Below are 16460 nucleotides of genomic sequence, written 5' to 3'. Positions count from 1 at the left end.
AGCTTTCTTTCAATTTTATTGAAAAACTTATTTACCTGCTGCTTTAGCATGATCAGCTAAAAACTGGGCAAGGCCGTTGTCTGTAAGCGGATGCTTTAATAAAGCAGTAATTGCAGACAGCGGAGCGGTAATTACATCAGCACCGATTTTTGCGCAGTCAATAATGTGCATAGGATGACGAACGGATGCTGCCAGAATCTGAGTAGTGTATCCGTAGTTGTCAAATATTAACCGGATATCTTCTATTAATGTCAGTCCGTCTGTTGAAATATCATCCAAACGGCCAATGAAAGGAGAAACGTAGGTAGCTCCGGCCTTTGCGGCAAGTAAGGCCTGTCCGGCAGAAAATACAAGCGTGCAATTAGTACGAATACCTTTTGAAGAAAAATACTTGATTGCTTTTACTCCGTCTTTTATCATAGGCACTTTTACCACGATCTTTTCATGAAGCTTTGCCAGTTCTTCGCCTTCGCGGATGATTTCATTGTATTCTGTAGCAATAACTTCGGCACTTACATCGCCGTCTGTTATTTCACAAATTGATTTATAATGATTAATTACATTATCATATCCTGTAATTCCTTCTTTGGCCATTAAACTTGGGTTGGTAGTTACTCCATCCAGAACGCCGAGATCATGTGCTTCCTTAATTTGTGACAGGTTAGCCGTATCGATAAAAAATTTCATTGAGTATTATGAGTATTGATTTTAATGTTAAAAGTTCAAAATTAGCTATTATTACAGATAGTCGAGTGATTTGAAAAATAAAATCCGGTATAGGATATAGAAAAGAAAAAAATGGGCTAGCACCTTCTATCGCACCGCTACAACCCTCTACCCTTGCTGCGTTCCCACCCTGGGGGAGTTCAAGAGGAGCTGGTCGTAGAAGACTAACCCGCCGCAAAAATAGAAATTTTTCTGAATTAATGTCATTCAAAAAATCCTTTTTAAAATTTATCACTTTCTCAGGCCTCTTAGTGGATATATTCTTTTCTAAAGAGAAATATTAAGGACGCTTTATTGAGAAAGATGATATTTTAATATTTTCAATAACTGTCGCACTTTTTTGTAAAAAGTTTAATTTTTGCTCTTCTTGTTTATCTTCTATTGAAGAAAATTTAAAAATTATTAGATTTATTTAAACTCTTGCATGAAATTCGTATTTTCGTGGTTGGCTACTTTATATTAATTACATAATATCATTCGATGAAGCAAACTGATAACGTGAAGCAAACTGATTGTGACCAGCAAGGGTTGTATCGTCCCGAATTTGAACATGATTCCTGCGGTGTAGGGTTCATTACAAATATATACGGGCATAAATCTCATCAGATTATTACTGATGCGTTGATGACGCTGGAAAATATGGAACACAGAGGCGCCTGTGGTTGCGATCCTGAAAGTGGCGACGGGGCCGGCATATTAATGCAGATTCCGCATGAGTTTTTCATGGAGGAATGTATTTCTTTAAATATTCGCCTTACAGAGCCTGGCCATTATGGTGTTGGTATGGTTTTCTTTCCTAAAGAAATCGGAGCACGGGAAGCTTGCCGTTCGGCAATTACAGCAGCTGCCGAGAAGTTGGGCTTAGAAATCATGGGATTCAGAAAGGTTCCGGTAAGGCCTGTTGGAATAGGTGAAACCGCTCTGTCAATGGAGCCTCACGTTGAACAGGTTTTTGTTAACAGGCCCTTACATATAGCAAGCGAAGAGGATTTTGAGCGTAAATTATTCGTCTTAAGGCGCTTAATTACAAAAAATATCAATGAAATGGCATCTGATGCCACTGATTTATTTTATATTGCTTCTTTTTCCTGCAAAGTAATTGTTTATAAAGGTCAGCTTACTACTTATCAGGTACGAAATTATTACACCGATCTTTCAGACGAACGTGTTACCTCTGCTTTTGGAATGGTACATTCACGTTTCTCTACCAATACATTCCCTTCATGGAAACTGGCTCAGCCGTTTCGGGTGATAGCGCATAACGGAGAGATTAATACATTAACAGGAAATCTCAACTGGTTTTACTCCGGTTTACGTTCGTACGCATCTCCTTATTTCTCAAAAGAGGAAATGGAGATAATTTTGCCGGTTATCGATAACAATCAATCAGATTCTGCATGTCTTGATAACGTGGTTGAAGTGCTGATGCACTCCGGACGTTCATTGCCTCATGTTATGATGATGCTTGTTCCGGAAGCCTGGGATGGTAACGAGCAGATGGATCCGTTAAAGAAAGCATTTTATGAGTTTCATGCTACCATGATGGAACCTTGGGACGGACCGGCAGCGTTAAACTTTACAGACGGAAAAATAATCGGTGCGATATTAGATCGGAACGGCTTACGTCCTTTAAGATATGCTGTTACAAGCGACGACCGGGTGATTGTTGCTTCCGAAGCTGGCGCCTTGCCAATTCCTGAAGATAAGATTATTAAAAAGGGAAGGTTACAACCGGGTAAAATGTTCCTTGTTGATATTGAAGAAGGAAAAATAATTACCGACGAAGAGATAAAGACAAAAGTTGCTTCACAATCGCCATACGGCCAGTGGCTGGAAAACTATAAGATCAGGATGAATGAACTTCCTGAACCACGGCTTGCCTTTACTAATCTTTCTGCAGATTCAGTTTTCCGGTATCAGCAGGTTTTTGGTTACAGCCGCGAAGATGTGGATGTGATTATTAAATCAATGGCGCTTGATGGAAAGGAACCGATAGGATCAATGGGTACAGATGTGCCTCTGGCAGTCCTGTCAGATCGCCCTCAGCATTTATCCAGTTATTTTAAACAATATTTTGCACAGGTTACCAATCCGCCTATCGACCCCATCCGTGAGCGTCTGGTAATGAGCCTTGCAACTTTTATAGGAAGCAATGGTAATGTTCTGGATGAAGACAAAATGCATGCACATTGTGTTGCACTGGATCAGCCTATTCTTACCAATATTGAGTTAGAAAAGCTGCGCAGTATTGATACAGGGATGTTCCATGCCAAAACGCTTCAAACATATTTTAAAGCTGATGGTCAGGCCGGATCCTTAAAAAATGGACTCGACAGACTTTGCCGTTATGCCGAGGATGCTGTTAACGACGGATTTGAAGTGTTGATTTTATCAGATCGTGCAATAGATTCAGAACATGCTGCAATTCCTTCACTTTTAGCTGTTTCTGCAGTACATCATCACCTGGTTAGAAAAGGATACCGGGGTGCTGTAGGAATTGTAGTAGAAGCGGGAGATGCGTGGGAAGTACATCACTTTGCCTGTTTACTTGCCTTTGGGGCAACTGCAATCAATCCGTATCTGGCGCTGGCAACTATTCAGACAATGAAAGAGGAGGGTAAATTAGAAACTTCTCTTGAATATAAATATTTGTCTAAAAATTATGTGAAGGCGGTAAATGACGGTTTGCTTAAGATTTTCTCTAAAATGGGAATTTCAACATTGCAGTCCTATCACGGTTCGCAGATATTTGAGATTTTAGGAATTAATTCGGAAGTAGTAGATAAATATTTTTCGGGTGCAGTTTCACGTATCGGAGGCCTGGGCTTGGATGAAATCGCAAGAGAAACCCTTTTCAAACACTACAATGGTTTTGGCGATTCAAAAGCAGAAGTAGAATTGCTACCAGAAGGTGGAATTTATCAATGGAAACGAAGAGGAGAGGCGCATTTGTTTAATCCCCAAACCGTTCATTTGCTTCAGCATGCTACACGTACCAACGATTATTCTGTTTATAAAAATTATGCAAAGCTGATTAATAATCAGGATGATAAAAAGTTTACATTACGTGGCTTGTTGGATTTTGCCCATCATCGTGAACCAATTTCGCTTGATGAGGTAGAGCCGGCTGAAAATATAATGAAGCGTTTTGCTACCGGCGCTATGTCTTTTGGCTCTATTTCGCACGAAGCTCACAGTACACTAGCTATCGCGATGAACCGCATTGGTGCCAAAAGTAATACCGGTGAAGGTGGTGAAGATGAAATTCGTTACGAGAGGCTTCCCAACGGCGATTCCATGCGTTCGGCTATTAAACAGGTTGCTTCCGGACGTTTTGGGGTAACTTCTTATTACTTAACTAATGCAGACGAGCTTCAGATAAAGATGGCTCAGGGAGCGAAACCTGGAGAAGGTGGCCAGTTGCCGGGAGATAAAGTTGATTCATGGATTGCAAAGGTTCGTCACTCAACTCCGGGTGTAGGTTTGATTTCGCCTCCTCCGCACCACGACATTTATTCGATAGAAGATCTGGCTCAGTTAATATTCGACTTAAAGAATGCTAACAGGGACGCCCGCATCAACGTGAAACTGGTATCAAAAGCAGGAGTTGGAACAATTTCTGCCGGTGTGGCCAAAGCGCATGCCGATGTTATTTTAATTGCAGGGTATGATGGCGGAACGGGAGCTTCTCCAATAAGTTCTATAAAACATGCCGGCTTACCATGGGAGCTTGGACTTGCAGAATCCCATCAGACACTTGTTCGCAACAAGCTGAGAAGCAGGGTTGTATTACAAGCAGATGGCCAGTTAAAAACCGGCCGGGATATAGCGATTGCTACCTTACTGGGAGCTGAAGAATGGGGCGTAGCTACTGCAGCCCTTGTTGCAGGCGGTTGTATCATGATGCGTAAATGCCATCTGAATACATGTCCTGTAGGTGTTGCTACTCAGGATCCTGAATTACGTAAATTGTTTAGCGGAAAACCTGAGCACATTGTTAATCTTTTCCATTTTCTTGCAGAAGAGTTAAGAGAAATAATGGCTGATCTTGGTTTCCGTACTATCAATGAAATGGTAGGACGTGCCCAATTTTTAAAAGTAAAAGAAGGAATTGACCACTGGAAAGCTAAAAAAGTTGATCTTTCAGGTATCCTATACCCGGTTACCAATAACGGATCAACCTTATACAACAGCGAAAAGCAGGATCATGGTTTAGATACCATCCTCGACTGGAAACTTGTTGAACATGCACAACCTGCGCTGGAAAGTAAAACTCCTGTATTCGGAACGTTTTCAGTTAAAAATACTGATCGTACCTTAGGAACATTGCTTTCCAATGAAATATCGAAACGCTATCAATCAGCAGGTTTACCCGATAATACCATCAACTTTAAGTTTAAGGGTTCTGCGGGGCAAAGTTTTGGAGCGTTTTGTGCTAAAGGTATTTCCTTTGAGTTGGAAGGTGAAGCAAACGATTATGTGGGTAAAGGATTATCAGGAGCGCAGTTGGCGATTTATCCTGCTGCAGAAAGTCCGCTTGTTCCTGAAGATAATATAATTATCGGAAACGTGGCTATGTATGGTGCTACATCAGGAGAACTTTTTGTAAGAGGACAGGCAGGTGAGCGTTTTGCAGTTCGTAATTCGGGTGCTACGGCCGTAGTAGAAGGTGTTGGTGATCATGGATGCGAATACATGACCGGTGGCCGTGCTCTTATTTTAGGTAAAACAGGTAAAAATTTTGCGGCAGGAATGAGCGGCGGTATTGCCTGGGTTTATGATGTTGACGGTACTTTCAAAGAAAACTGCAATAAAGAGATGGTTGACTTGGATCCGCTTACAACAGAAGACGAAGAGCATATCTTAACACTTTTACGTAAGCACACACAACTTACCCAAAGTAAAGTAGCTCAGTACTTAACAGGTAACTGGGCAGACGAAGCAGGGAAATTTGTTAAAGTCTTCCCTAAAGAATACAAGAAAGTTTTACATCATGCACAATATCAATCAGTAAATTGAGAATATGGGAAAAGTGACAGGTTTTAAAGAATACGGAAGAGAACTTCCTGCAAAAGAATCTCCGGAAATAAGGATACAGAACTATAATGAATTTGTAGGAATGTTTCCGGAAGAAAAGCTGAATCAACAAGCTGCCCGGTGTATGAATTGCGGTATTCCGTTTTGCCATTCAGGATGCCCGCTTGGAAATGTTATTCCTGAATTTAATGATGCCGTTTATAAACAAAACTGGGAAGAAGCTTATGCTATTCTTTCCTCTACAAATAATTTTCCTGAATTTACCGGAAGGATTTGTCCGGCACCATGCGAATCAGCCTGTGTGTTAGGAATAAATAAACCTCCTGTAACAATTGAGGAAATTGAAAAGCACATCATTGAAATTGCTTATTCTAAAGGGCTGGTTAAGCCTCATGCTCCAATCCTTCGTTCTGGTAAAACAGTAGCGGTAGTTGGGTCAGGCCCTGCAGGCTTGGCTGCCGCCGCACAATTAAATAAAGCCGGCCATTCTGTTACTGTGTTTGAACGTGATGATCGTCCCGGAGGCTTACTACGATATGGTATTCCTGATTTTAAATTAGAGAAATGGGTAATTGACCGTCGTGTTGAAATTCTTGAACAGGAGGGCGTCAAGTTTATCTGTAATACAGAAATAGGAAAGGACATTACAGCTGATGAACTGAGCAGAACTTTCGATGCAGTTGTTTTAGCCGGAGGATCAACAGTTCCTCGTAACCTTCCTATTGAAGGAAGGGAATTAAAAGGCGTTTATTTTGCAATGGAATTTCTTAAACAGCAAAATAAACGGGTAAGTAATACCGAGTTTTCACAGGAATCAATTATGGCTACCGACAAAAACGTAGTGGTAATTGGAGGTGGCGATACCGGTTCAGATTGTGTTGGAACATCAAATCGTCACGGAGCAAAGTCTGTTCTTCAGTTTGAGCTGATGCCTCAACCACCTGTAAACCGTACCGAAAGTATGCCGTGGCCAACTTATCCGATGGTTCTTAAAACAACTAGTTCACACGAGGAAGGTTGTGAGCGCTTCTGGGGTATAAGTACCAAACGTTTTGTAGGAGATGATAATGGCAACCTGAAAGGACTTATAGTTGTGGATGTAAGCTGGGAAAAAGATATATTTGGCAGGCCGATAAAATTCGCAGAGGTTGCCGGCTCAGAAAGAGAACTTCCATGTGAACTTGCTTTGTTAGCAATGGGATTTGTTCATCCCGAACATGAAATTGCTAAACAAATAGGTGCAGAGCTTGACGAAAGAGGGAATATAAAAGCAGCTGAAGGTAATTATCAAACCAATGTTCAAAACGTATTTGCTGCCGGTGATATGCGCCGTGGACAATCTTTAGTAGTCTGGGCTATTTCTGAAGGAAGGGAAGCAGCAAGAAAAGTAGATATTTTCCTTACAGGTAAAACATCCCTGGCAAGTAAAGATGCAGAAAGTATGTTTGCTTAATAAAAGTAAAATTGCCTCTAATCCTGCCCTGAATTTATTCGGTGGCGGGATTTTTAGTTTTAAAAGATTTGTTAAAGAGCAAGTTTAATTTGGATACTTGCTTTGATGCAAACAAAACAGCTTTTATAATTTTTGTTATTTATATGGAATACAGAAGATTGGGAAAATCCGGATTGCAGGTTAGTGCACTTTCTCTTGGAAGCTGGTTGACTTTTGGGAATCAGATTTCTGACGATACAGCCAGCGAATTAATGAGTATCGCTTACGATAACGGCGTAAACTTTTTTGATAATGCCGAGGGCTATGCAGGCGGTAAATCTGAACTCGTGATGGGGAAAATACTGAAGACTAAAAATTGGGACCGGGATTCGTACCTTGTCTCCAGCAAAGTGTTTTTTGGAGCAGAACATAAAGGCCCAAACCGGACAGGTCTTTCCCGGAAGCATGTGATAGAAGCATGTAACGCTGCTTTAAAGCGATTCCAGCTGGATTACCTTGATTTGTATTTCTGCCATCGGCCCGATAGGGAAACTCCAATTGAGGAAACGGTTTGGGCAATGAATACATTACTGCAGCAAGGAAAAATATTGTATTGGGGAACTTCAGAATGGTCTGCACAGGAAATTATGGATGCTATTAGGGTGGCGAAGGAAAACCATTTAATTGGCCCAACGATGGAGCAACCGCAGTATAATATGTTTGAAAGGCAAAAACTGGAGCTGGAATATTCGCTTCTATTTCGTGACCACGGTTTGGGTACCACGATTTGGTCTCCACTGGCGTCGGGATTACTTTCAGGTAAATACAATGATGCCGATCCGCAGGATACTCGTTTTACTGCTATTAAATCCCTTGGTTGGCTGAAAGAGAAAGTTTTTACAGAAACAAATCTCAACAAGGTAAAGCAACTGGCAGATATAGCAAAACAACTGGATGTAAGTATGCCTAAACTTTCATTAGCCTGGTGCCTTAAAAATCCGAACGTTAGTACCGTTATACTTGGAGCATCAAAAAACGAACAGTTAAAAGAAAACCTGACCGCAATGGAAGTTGTACCTTTATTAAATGATGAAGTAATTAGCTTGATAGAGGGAATATTGGGGAATAAACCACATTACATTCAAGCTTAAAAACAATCTTTAAAACAGGGTAAGGTCCCCTTTGTCTTCAATTCGGGCCTGGTTAACAAGTAAATGAGCCAAGCGTGTTGGTTCGGGAATGCGGTATTTGCCTGTACAATTTTTTATAATTTCGATACTTTGTTCGAGATTTATACCGTTACCGGGAGAAATATAAACGGGCTTACAATTCTTTTTTGTTCTTAATGCAACTCCTATGACCTCTTTTTTATCGTACAAAAAGCTGTATGAAAATGTACTGTTTTCGGGTTCTGTATATTTACCTGTGAGGAGGCTTTTAGCACAGCCGATAGTTGGAATATCTGCAATCAGGCCAAAATGAGTTGCAATACCTAATCTTCTGGGGTGTGCTATTCCCTGGCCGTCGCAAATTAGAATATCTGGTTTTATATTTAATTTATGCCACGCTTCAATAAGAGCGGGAATCTCTCTGAATGCTAATAAACCGGGTATATAAGGAAATTCAGCTTTGCTTTTAACAGTAATGCGTCCAATTTCTTTCAGGCTTGGATAGCTTAAAATAATAATGCCGGCGTACACAACATCAGAAAACCTATTAAAAGAAATATCACAGCTTGCAATACTTGTTATATTCTTATTGATGGGAATAATCTGAATTTTACTTTGAAGTTCAACTTGTTGCGCTATAGCTTCGGCGGGACTTAGATCTGTATAATTTATGTTTCTCATAGGATGATAGATTCCTTTAAAATAAAAAGAGATTGAACTTTCATTCAATCTCTTTTATTATTAAGTTAATTTCTACTTATCCTAAATAAGATTTTAAGATCTTACTTCTGGATGTATGACGCAGCCGTTGAAGCGCTTTATCTTTAATCTGACGAACACGCTCGCGTGTTAAATTGAATTTTTCCCCAATTTCCTCCAATGAAAGCGGATGATTGGTGCTTAATCCGAAAAATAATACGATAATTTCCCGTTCCCGTTCAGTAAGTGTTTGTAAAGAACGCTTTATCTCTTCAGAAAGCGATTCGTTGATCAAATTACTGTCTGTATTAGGATCATCATTTTCAAGTACATCAAGAAGTGTATTTTCTTCTCCCTGAACAAAGGGTGCGTCCATTGATACGTGACGTCCTGAATTACTTAGGGTGTCAGATATCTTATCAACAGTTGTTTCTAAAATATCTGCCAATTCTTCAGGAGATGGCTCACGCTCATATTCCTGCTCAAGCTTAGAGAATGCTTTACTTATCTTACTTAACGATCCTACCTGGTTTAACGGCAAGCGTACAATACGTGATTGTTCTGCAATAGCCTGTAGAATGGATTGACGAATCCACCATACTGCGTAGGAAATGAATTTGAAACCCTTTGTTTCATCAAAGCGTTTTGCAGCTTTAATCAAGCCTAAATTACCTTCATTAATCAAATCTCCAAGCGTTAAGCCCTGGTTTTGATATTGTTTTGCTACAGAAACTACGAAACGTAAATTTGTTTTTGTTAAACGTTCAAGAGCGGCCTGATCGCCTTCTCTGATTTTTTGTGCTAAAATTACTTCTTCTTCAGCTGTAATTAAATCAACCTTACCAATTTCGTGCAGGTACTTGTCTAATGACTGGGACTCACGGTTGGTAATGGATTGGGTTATTTTGAGTTGTCTCATTTATGTTGGATACCCCTTCTAAAAGTGTGCAAAGTTAAACTTTTAACGATAAATACATAAAAAAGTTCTGAATATAGATGTTTTATGTATAATAATTTTTTATTAGATTTTGCTCAAAAATTATTCCACGTGGCCTTTTTTACTCTTTTCCTGCAAGTTTTTACACTGTTATTATAGTTCTTCTTCTCTTTCAAGCATTAAGATGGCATGTTGCGGTACAATGAAGTATTTTTCATCCTGGTATGAAATTTCGGTAGCTGCGTTTTGAAAGAAAATTGCCAGATCTCCCTCGTGTGCCTGTAGTGGAATGTATTTTACCTTTTCTTCCCGTCCTTTCCACACATCATCTTCATCGGCAGGTAATGGAATAGGATAACCTGGGCCAACTTTTATAACATATCCATGCCATACTTTCTCTTTTTCTTCAACACCGGGAGGTAAATAAAGTCCCGAAGAAGTTTTTTCTTCAGCTTTCCGTGGTTTAATCAGAACTCGATCTCCTACAACGATTAATTTTTTTAATTTATTATCGGCCGTTATCTGCATTTTAAAGTATTATGAGTTTCTTGCAAATTTATAAAACAAGTTAAATTTCGTCTAAATTAAAAACAGCGGCGGCCCGAATACCTTTCTCCGTTTGCGTTAGAGTACAGCATTGGTTTACAGGATCGTGTTCGAGAAATAAAATAAAATTGCTTTTTTCAGCCTCATCCAAAAAAGATTTTTTTTCTTGCAATGTTTGCAGCGGGAACATATCATAAGCCATTACATACGGCAGCGGCAAGTGGCCTACAGATGGCAGCAAATCTGCCATATAGACAATAGTTTTATCTTTATACCTGATTTGAGGGAGCATCATGGCGTCAGTATGTCCGTAAGCAAACTGAATATTTACATTGTCAGAAAAAAGAATACCTTCTTTTTCTTCTATAAACTTTAACTGGCCGCTTTCCTGTATAGGTAAAATATTCTCTTTCAGAAAAGAAGCTTTTTCTCTTGCATTCGGATTCACAGCCCATTCCCAGTGCTTCTCATTACTCCAGTAAGTGGCATTTTTAAAAGCGGGAATCAGTTTCTCATTATTTCTTACTATGGCTCCTCCGCAATGGTCAAAATGCAAGTGTGTTAAAAATACATCGGTTATATCATCTTTGTTAAATCCTAGCTTTTTCAATGATTTATCCAGGGTAGCATCACCATGCAAATAGTAATGGCCCAGAAACTTGTCATCTTGTTTATTGCCAATACCGGTATCAACGAGGATTAAACGGTTGCCGTCTTCAATCAGCAAGCAGCGCATTGCCCAGGTGCACAAATTTTTCTCATCAGCCGGATTGGTTTTATTCCAGATGCTTTTAGGAACAACACCAAACATCGCTCCGCCATCTAATTTGAAAAAACCGGTATCTATAACGTGAAGTTTCATAACAGAATAATAAAATAAAGATAAAGCATTTGTTTTTACTTATTTTTTGAAATTTGCAGCACTCACTTTCACACAATATTTGATTAATGAATGAAGTTGATGCCGTAATAATAGGAGCAGGAGCCTGCGGACTAATGTGTGCCGTTCAGGCAGGCTTTTCAGGAAAGAAGGTAATTGTGCTTGAAAAGAACGATAAGCCGGGAGCGAAAATTTTAATTTCGGGCGGCGGAAGATGTAATTATACCAATCTTTATTCTTCACCTGCAAATTTTCTATCTGAAAACGAGCATTTCTGTAAGTCAGCTTTTTCTCAATGGACAGTAGAAGATACCATCAGTTTTTTTGAGAGCTATGGAATTTACGGGCAGGAGAAAACATTGGGCCAGCTTTTTCCTGCTACCAACAAAGCCCGCGATATTGTAAGAGTTTTTACAGGTGCATGCGAAGATTTCGGGCAGGAAATTTTTTTAAATGCTGAAGTAAAATTTATAGAAAGAAAAGGGGATGGAGGATTTTTAATAACATACGAGCAGTATTCTCAAACAAAATCAATTGTTGCTTCAAAGGTAGTTGTAGCTTCGGGGGGATTACCTGTGCAGAAACTAGGTGCTACAGATTTTGCTTTAAAACTCGCCCGGCGATTTGGAATGCGGGTTACAGAAACCGCCCCTGCTCTTGTGCCTTTAACAATTACAGGTAAAGATGCCGAATGGTATGCGCAGCTTTCGGGGAATACTGTTTTTAGCAGAGTTTCGAATGAAAAGATATCTTTTGAAGAAAATATCCTTTTTACACATTGGGGTTTAAGCGGGCCTGCAATTCTGCAACTATCTTCTTACTGGAAACCCGGCGAAACGATTTATATTGATTTACTCCCAAGCCAATCTGTTCTATCCTTACTAACTGAAGAAAGAAGCAGGAACGGAAAAAAGTTTTTGAGCGCTTTCCTGAATAGTTTCTATTCTAAAAAGTTTGTTGACGCACTTGGCAAATACTTGCCCGTTGATAAAAACCTGGCTTCTTTAAGTAAAACAGATTTGGAAAATATCGAACAACTTATTCACCATTTTAAAGTTAAGCCTGCAGGAGACAAAGGATATGATAAGGCAGAGGTAATGAGGGGTGGTGTAGCAACGGATGAGCTATCTTCAAAAACGCTCGAATCGAAAAAAGTACCGGGATTATACTTCGGTGGTGAAGCTATAGATGTTACCGGCTGGCTTGGCGGATATAACTTTCAATGGGCTTGGGCAAGTGGATTTGTAATAGCACAAAACCTCTGATAAACATTCCTGCCAGTTTAACTGTTGAATATTTTACCATTATGAAGTTTTTTATTTTTCTCATTCCTGCTCTTCTTATGCTTGCTTCCTGTCGGATTCTTAGTGTAAACGAAGAGGATCAGGACTTAACAGGAAAGGAATGGACAATAATTGCCATTGCTCAGAAACCGGTCGATCTGGATAAGAAGGCTTTCTTTAAACTGGATGAAAAAGGTAAAATCGGCGGAAAAGCGGCTTGTAACTCCTTTAGCGGAAGTTATGAAAAAGGCGCTAATAATCAAATCAGGTTTAGTGATATTGTTTCTACCAAAATGTATTGCGAAGGGCTAATGGATGAGGAAAATCAGATAGTAATGAACTTGCAACAGGTTAAAAACTATAAGGTAAAAACAGGAATGCTGTACCTCTTTAACGGATCTGAACTTTTGTTAACGTTAAAGAGGTAAGTATTCTTTTTATTTTCAATCACATTCGGGTGTTGTAAATAAATAAGTTTCGGCATTACTTACCGGTGCTAAACTAGCTGATTTACTGTTTTGCCACCAGAAGTTTGTTCGCTGATTATCGGGATTACCGATTTCGTTCATGGAATCAGCATCATACAGGCGGCCATTCAGCATTACGTATTTGATCTTTTCAGAGTTGCGGATATCTTCCAGCGGGTTATCATCCAATACCATAAGGTCTGCGAGTTTTCCGGTTTCAAGTGAGCCTATTTCCCTCGACATTCCTAAGTATTCGGCTCCGTTAATAGTAGCACATCTTATTGCCTGCATGGGGCTCATACCTCCCTGTGCCAGCATCCACAATTCCCAATGGGCTCCTAAGCCCTGTAATTGGCCATGTGATCCTAAATTTACTTTTGTTCCTCCGTCTGCAATTTGTTTTACAGCTCTGGATACTTCAATATGACCGTAATCGGCAAACTCAGAAGTCGTTCTCCGTCTTGAACGCTCGTCAACAATACTTCTGGGAGTAAAGTTTAATAACTTTTCGTTTTCCCATACATTAGTCCGGTCGTACCAGAAATTCTCTCCGAACTGAGTTCCGTAACTTACAATAAGGGTAGGAGTATAGGCAGTTTTACTTTGATTCCATAACGACTTTACATCTTTATAAACAGGTACAACCGGAATGTTATGTTCAATCCCGGTATGCCCATCGAGGATCATACTCATATTGGTAAAGAAAGTTGAACCTCCTTCAGGTACAACTTCCATTTTCAGTTCACGGGCTGCTTTAATAATCTCCTGCCGTTGCTCACGCCTTGGCTGGTTATACGATTTTACCGAAAAAGCACCTAAAGCATTTAGCCTGCGCAGTTGCGATCTTGCATCATCCAGTGAGTTAATATCTGCTTTAAAATCAGTGTCGGCGCCATATAAAACAGTTCCGGTTGAATATAATCTCGGGCCAACTATTCGTCCTGCCCGTATCATGGCACTTTCGCTGAACACCATTTCAGAATTGGATGAAGGGTCGTGAGAGGTTGTTACCCCATAAGAAAGGTTGGCGTAATAAGGCCAGTTTTGCTTTCCTGTAATGCCATCAGGACTGGTTGGAAGGTGAGCATGGACATCTACTATACCAGGCATAATGGTTTTTCCCTCAACGGAAATAATTTTAGCATCCGAAGGAATCTGAACTGCTTCTGCGGTTCCAACAGCTGCAATCCTGTTCCGGTCGATAAGCAGCGTTCCCTTTTCAATTACCTCGTTGCCTTTCATGGTTATTATCCGGGCTCCGGTAAATGCTATTTTCCCCGAAGGTATATCAGATTCGAGCTTTAATCCGATTTCAATGCCTGTAGTATCAGGAATTTTAATATCTGAAGCAACCTGTTCAGCAAAAGGGAAAGTATCCTTAATTTCTTTTGAATAATACCGGGAGCCCAAAGTCCAGAAAAGCCGTTTACTGTCCTTGCTCCAGTGTAAATAACTTCCGGCATCCCGCGTTATTCTTTTTAATGGCAATGTTTTATTGCCTGCTGATAATTCCAGTGCATCTCCGGTATTTGTTAAAGGAGTTACATAGACATTAAAAAATTCAGTAAATGCCATCCATTTCCCATCAGGGCTTGGTGCAAATTGGGTTGCGTGTGCAGATGTATAATGTTTTCGGATGTTTCCGCCATTCAAATTCATACTACTGAAAGTTTTCTTGCCGTTTATATTTTCTTCAAAGAATATACGGCTGTCGTCAGCATTGAACTGAGGGTGAACACCATGATCAGAAAGTTTAACAGGATTAGAACCATTGGCATTCATGATGTATATTCCGGGGCGTTTTCCGTAAGCATATCCCCGGATATTATTCCCAACTCCTTTTCTGTAAACAATCTTATCTCCCTTACCTGAAAATTTTGGCGAATAGTAAAAGCCGCGTTCGGTTGTTAGTCGTGTAATACGTCCGTTTCTGATATCTAACCGGTTAATTGCCGCTTTCTCTTCGTCGTTCCAGCTTACAAAAAGTAAAGATTTTCCGTCGGGGCTGAATTCAGGCTCGTATTCAAAATCTACTCCTTTTGATGCCCGTACCGGTTTTCCATCCGGGAGCTCTTTTAAATAAATATAACCCGCTGCATTAAATGCAACGGTTTTTCCATCTGGAGAAGTGGTTAACTGGCGCAGCATCTTTACATCAAATTCATCCTGGAAAACTTTTTGTTCAAAATGCAGCGCTTCATTTATAACATGCTGTGAGGTAAGTTCAAACGGTATAATGGATGCTGACTGGCTATTCAGGTCGTACCTTCTTATTTTTCCTTTTGCATAAAAAATTATACTTCTGCTGTCTGGAGTCCAGTTAAAGTTAGGATAAACGCCAAAGATGGCCCAGGTTTCCTGCTGGTCGTGAGAGAGGTCATCGTACACTGGCCATTCTTCACCGGTTTCCAGATCCTGCAAATATAACACGGATTTCAAACGCACTCTTTTTACAAAAGCCAGCGTTTTTCCATCCGGAGAAATCTGAGGCCTGAATGCTCCTCCCTGCCCACCGGCAACAACCTGTATTTTCCCTGTTTCACGGTCAAGACTTTTTATGTCGTAAATCTCTCCGTTAGGGTCTTTATTGTATTGAAAAAACGGCCCGGGGCTTACGTCCTCACTGTAATAAACAAATCTTCCGTCAGGAGAAACGTTCGGTTCGCCCAGATCCTGCTGATCATTCTTTCTTTTGGTTAACTGCACACCTTCCCCGCCCCCTGTGTGATACATCCACAGTTCGCCGGCGCCAAGAGAGCGAGTTCCGGTAAAATGCTTGCGTGCTATTAAATATTGATTGTCAGGAGTCCAAACCGCATTGTTTAGCAGCCGGAAAGTTTCTTTTGTAACGGCTCTTTTTCCGTTTCCGTCGGCGTTCATTATCCAGATATTATCGCCGCCGCTTTTATCGCTGGTAAAAGATATGTATTTCCCGTCAGGGCTAAATCGGGGCTGCACATCGAAAGCCGGTCCTCCCGAAAGTAATACGGCTTTACCTCCTGAGACAGACATTTTATAAATATCACCCAGTAAATCAAAAACAATTTCACTGCCGTCCGGGCTTACGTCAACATTCATCCAGGTGCCTTCATCGGTTGTAAAAGAAATGGTTTTTGCGGGGCCGAAAGCTTTTTCAATATCCCATTTTTGCTGGGTTTGACTAAAAACAGTTTGAAAACAAATTAAAAAAGAAGCAAGAAAAGTATATTTCATAAGCTATAAAACAGTCTGAAAATTTGGAAGCTACAAATATATCAGCCTAAAAGGTTTTAATAAATGTTTAT

Annotated in this window: 11 protein-coding genes and 1 other RNA gene; 5 read left to right on the top strand and 7 right to left on the bottom strand. The window is 40.2% G+C overall.

Annotated features, from left to right (window positions below; translation table 11 throughout):
• Positions 1–27: 27 nt before the first annotated feature.
• The gene (gene fsa, locus ACLCDL_RS00230) at positions 28–687 is read right to left on the bottom strand and encodes a fructose-6-phosphate aldolase (protein ID WP_423145963.1); all 660 of its coding nucleotides are present in this window, start codon (positions 685–687) and stop codon (positions 28–30) included.
• 111 nt (positions 688–798) lie between these two features.
• An RNA gene (gene ffs, locus ACLCDL_RS00225) (signal recognition particle sRNA small type) lies at positions 799–897 on the bottom strand.
• A 309-nt stretch (positions 898–1206) separates the two neighbouring features.
• Between ffs and gltB the strand changes: the two genes are divergently transcribed.
• The 3 genes from gltB (at position 1207) to ACLCDL_RS00210 (ending at position 8346) form a co-directional block, all read left to right on the top strand.
• Positions 1207–5745, top strand: coding sequence for a glutamate synthase large subunit (gene gltB / locus ACLCDL_RS00220; RefSeq protein WP_423145962.1), 4539 nt, complete (start codon positions 1207–1209; stop codon positions 5743–5745).
• Positions 5746–5749: 4 nt separating this feature from the next.
• On the top strand, positions 5750–7216 hold the full coding sequence (locus tag ACLCDL_RS00215; protein WP_423145961.1) for a glutamate synthase subunit beta: 1467 nt from the start codon (positions 5750–5752) through the stop codon (positions 7214–7216).
• Between the two features lie 143 nt (positions 7217–7359).
• Positions 7360–8346, top strand: coding sequence for a potassium channel beta subunit family protein (locus tag ACLCDL_RS00210; protein WP_423145960.1), 987 nt, complete (start codon positions 7360–7362; stop codon positions 8344–8346).
• A gap of 9 nt (positions 8347–8355) precedes the next feature.
• Here the strand turns inward: ACLCDL_RS00210 and nfi are convergent, their stop codons facing one another.
• The 4 genes from nfi to ACLCDL_RS00190 form a co-directional block, all read right to left on the bottom strand.
• Entirely contained in the window at positions 8356–9045 is a 690-nt protein-coding gene (gene nfi / locus ACLCDL_RS00205) for a deoxyribonuclease V (RefSeq protein ID WP_423145959.1), read from the bottom strand.
• Between the two features lie 76 nt (positions 9046–9121).
• Positions 9122–9982, bottom strand: coding sequence for a sigma-70 family RNA polymerase sigma factor (locus tag ACLCDL_RS00200; RefSeq protein WP_423145958.1), 861 nt, complete (start codon positions 9980–9982; stop codon positions 9122–9124).
• 171 nt (positions 9983–10153) lie between these two features.
• The gene (locus ACLCDL_RS00195) at positions 10154–10528 is read right to left on the bottom strand and encodes a co-chaperone GroES (RefSeq protein ID WP_423145957.1); all 375 of its coding nucleotides are present in this window, start codon (positions 10526–10528) and stop codon (positions 10154–10156) included.
• Positions 10529–10568: 40 nt separating this feature from the next.
• A complete protein-coding gene (locus ACLCDL_RS00190; RefSeq protein WP_423145955.1) occupies positions 10569–11408 on the bottom strand; it encodes an MBL fold metallo-hydrolase in 840 nt (279 codons plus the stop codon).
• An 86-nt stretch (positions 11409–11494) separates the two neighbouring features.
• Here ACLCDL_RS00190 and ACLCDL_RS00185 point away from each other — a divergent pair, with 86 nt between their 5' ends.
• A complete protein-coding gene (locus tag ACLCDL_RS00185; protein ID WP_423145954.1) occupies positions 11495–12691 on the top strand; it encodes a BaiN/RdsA family NAD(P)/FAD-dependent oxidoreductase in 1197 nt (398 codons plus the stop codon).
• Positions 12692–12732: 41 nt separating this feature from the next.
• On the top strand, positions 12733–13137 hold the full coding sequence (locus ACLCDL_RS00180; protein WP_423145953.1) for an META domain-containing protein: 405 nt from the start codon (positions 12733–12735) through the stop codon (positions 13135–13137).
• A 15-nt stretch (positions 13138–13152) separates the two neighbouring features.
• On the opposite strand, the gene ACLCDL_RS00175 is transcribed toward ACLCDL_RS00180, so the two are convergent.
• A complete protein-coding gene (locus tag ACLCDL_RS00175) occupies positions 13153–16389 on the bottom strand; it encodes an amidohydrolase family protein (protein WP_423145952.1) in 3237 nt (1078 codons plus the stop codon).
• Positions 16390–16460: the final 71 nt, after the last annotated feature.

It is taken from the genome of Rubrilithobacter danxiaensis (assembly GCF_047272945.1).
GTDB classification, from domain to species: domain Bacteria; phylum Bacteroidota; class Bacteroidia; order Sphingobacteriales; family Sphingobacteriaceae; genus Rubrolithibacter; species Rubrolithibacter danxiaensis.
Note: the sequence above shows the minus strand (reverse complement) of the source record. Positions and strands in the feature narration are given on the sequence as shown.

Coding starts and splice junctions, on each gene's coding strand:
- gltB (WP_423145962.1), top strand. CDS start 1,207: ATGAAGCAAACTGATAACGTGAAGCAAACTGATTGTGACCAGCAAGGG.
- ACLCDL_RS00195 (WP_423145957.1), bottom strand. CDS start 10,528: ATGCAGATAACGGCCGATAATAAATTAAAAAAATTAATCGTTGTAGGA.
- ACLCDL_RS00215 (WP_423145961.1), top strand. CDS start 5,750: ATGGGAAAAGTGACAGGTTTTAAAGAATACGGAAGAGAACTTCCTGCA.
- ACLCDL_RS00185 (WP_423145954.1), top strand. CDS start 11,495: ATGAATGAAGTTGATGCCGTAATAATAGGAGCAGGAGCCTGCGGACTA.
- ACLCDL_RS00210 (WP_423145960.1), top strand. CDS start 7,360: ATGGAATACAGAAGATTGGGAAAATCCGGATTGCAGGTTAGTGCACTT.
- nfi (WP_423145959.1), bottom strand. CDS start 9,045: ATGAGAAACATAAATTATACAGATCTAAGTCCCGCCGAAGCTATAGCG.
- ACLCDL_RS00190 (WP_423145955.1), bottom strand. CDS start 11,408: ATGAAACTTCACGTTATAGATACCGGTTTTTTCAAATTAGATGGCGGA.
- ACLCDL_RS00200 (WP_423145958.1), bottom strand. CDS start 9,982: ATGAGACAACTCAAAATAACCCAATCCATTACCAACCGTGAGTCCCAG.
- ACLCDL_RS00175 (WP_423145952.1), bottom strand. CDS start 16,389: ATGAAATATACTTTTCTTGCTTCTTTTTTAATTTGTTTTCAAACTGTT.
- ACLCDL_RS00180 (WP_423145953.1), top strand. CDS start 12,733: ATGAAGTTTTTTATTTTTCTCATTCCTGCTCTTCTTATGCTTGCTTCC.
- fsa (WP_423145963.1), bottom strand. CDS start 687: ATGAAATTTTTTATCGATACGGCTAACCTGTCACAAATTAAGGAAGCA.